Raw genomic sequence first — 1,931 nt, 5'->3', positions numbered from 1 at the left:
AGCCACCTTCAGCGACGCGGCTTTCGATCAGGCGATCAGAGCCGCCTTCGGCGACTGCGGGTTGGGTGGAAGAAGCGGCGAATACGTTGGCTGCCAGTGCGGAGAAAGCGAAGCTGAGGATGAGTTGGCGTTTCATGATGTCGTGCTCCAGCGGGGTTGTGGTCGGGTATGGAGCAGATGTTACGCACTGGATTTTTTCAGAGAACTTCATTGGCATGATGGTGAACATCGATGCCGCTGATGTTTGCTGCAATGCGCGAAGCAGAGCCCTTCGAGAGGTATTGGAGAGGGTTGTTCGCGCTTGGGGCAGGGGCAGGCCACGGCCGGAACGGCCGTGGCGCAGCGGTTACTGGACGAAGGTGGCGCCGCGTGCGTTGACGAACAGGGAATAGATGCCATGGCTGCTGGCCATGAACAGGCGATTACCTTTCTCGCCGCCAAAACACAGGTTGGCGCAGCGCTCCGGCAGTGAGATATGGCCGATAGCCTTGCCCTGTGGGTTGAATACGCGCACGCCGTCGAGCTTTTCCGGATCGCTCTCGGCCGAGCCGTTGCTGCCCCAGCCGCACCACAGGTTGCCGAATTCGTCGCACTTGATGCCATCCAGCGCGCCAGTGTCGGTAGCTTCGATGTGTTTGCGGCGTTGACCGAGGCTACCGTCGTCGTTCACCTGATAAGCCCACACCAGACGATGCGGCTTGGCGCGGCCCTCGACGATGTACAGGGTCTTCTCGTCGGGTGAGAAGCACAGGCCGTTGGGGCCGGCCAGATCGTCGACCACACGGGTCACCTGCTGCGTTTCGCCGTCGATGCGGTAGACGCCATGCGGCAGCTCCGGCTCGATCTTGTAGCCCTCGTAGAAGTTGCCGGTCTGGAAGGGCGGGTCGGTGAACCAGACGGAGCCGTCGCGCTTGACCGCGAGGTCGTTCGGCGAGTTGAAGCGCTTGCCGTCGAACGAGTCGGCCAGCACGGTAATGCTGCCGTCGTGTTCGGTGCGGGTGATTCGCCGGCCAACATCCTGGGTGGTCGAGCCCTCACAAGCGATCAGCCGGCCCTGGCGGTCGCGCGCCAGGCCATTGGAATAGTTCGATGGTTGGCGGTAGACGGCCAGCGACTGGCTGATTTCATCCCAGCGCATGATGCGGTTGTTGGGGATATCGCTGACCAGCAGGTAGCGACCGTCGCCGAACCACACCGGGCCTTCGGCCCAGCGGATACCATCGGCGAGCTTTTCCACGCTGGCGTTGAACAGGCGCAATTGCAGGAAACTGTCATCCAGCGCCTTCACCGCGCCGGACGGGTAGCGCAGATCGAGAGGCTGCGTGGCATTGGCCAGTTGCGGGAGCAGAGACGCAGCGCTGGCGGCGGCAGCGGAACAGACCAGCGATTGCTTGAGAAAATGGCGGCGTGAGCCGTCGGGGCGTCGTTCGTCATTCATCGTGAGGTTCCTTGTTGTTCTTGTTGATCGCGGATGCGACTTATAGAACTTATACGATGTATGACAACTTTGAAAATACCGACGCCTCAACTTATTCAGGTTAGCCTCGGCTTGGCTCTGGATAAGGCTGTTGAGGGCGTCTTGCAATAGCGGGTTGTGTGATGACCGTCCAGGCGCCACGCCATCACGGCATCGGCGGTGTCCTGCGTCACAGCTGCGTGGCGAAACTTTCGACCGCCCTGACCACGCGCCGTGCGCCGTCCTGGATTTCCTCGATGACCTGGCCGGCCTGGCCCGACAGTTCAAGGCCCAGCTCGGCCTGAGTCTTGCCGCGATCGATGATCTCCACTGCACGCTCGGCCAGTTGCTGGTTCTGCCCAACCACCGAGGTGATTTCTACCGTTGCTGCGCTGGTGCGCGAGGCCAGCTGCCGAACTTCGTCGGCTACCACCGCGAAACCGCGACCCTGATCTCCGGCACGTGCCGCCTCGAT

At 61.8% G+C, this 1,931-nt stretch carries 2 protein-coding genes and 1 pseudogene; all 3 read right to left on the bottom strand.

The window, feature by feature from the left end; genetic code table 11:
- A pseudogene (locus GYB81_RS24830) lies at positions 1–136 on the bottom strand (phage infection protein); the annotation flags it as partial.
- 210 nt (positions 137–346) lie between these two features.
- Positions 347–1,438 (bottom strand): SMP-30/gluconolactonase/LRE family protein, encoded by a 1,092-nt coding sequence (locus GYB81_RS23290; RefSeq protein ID WP_161867987.1) that lies wholly within the window; start codon positions 1,436–1,438, stop codon positions 347–349.
- Positions 1,439–1,646: 208 nt separating this feature from the next.
- The coding region (locus tag GYB81_RS23285; RefSeq protein ID WP_233787662.1) for a methyl-accepting chemotaxis protein at positions 1,647–1,931 on the bottom strand (285 nt) is incomplete at its 5' end.

The organism is Pseudomonas yangonensis, assembly GCF_009932725.1.
In the GTDB taxonomy this organism is placed as follows: domain Bacteria; phylum Pseudomonadota; class Gammaproteobacteria; order Pseudomonadales; family Pseudomonadaceae; genus Aquipseudomonas; species Aquipseudomonas yangonensis.
Note: the sequence above shows the minus strand (reverse complement) of the source record. Positions and strands in the feature narration are given on the sequence as shown.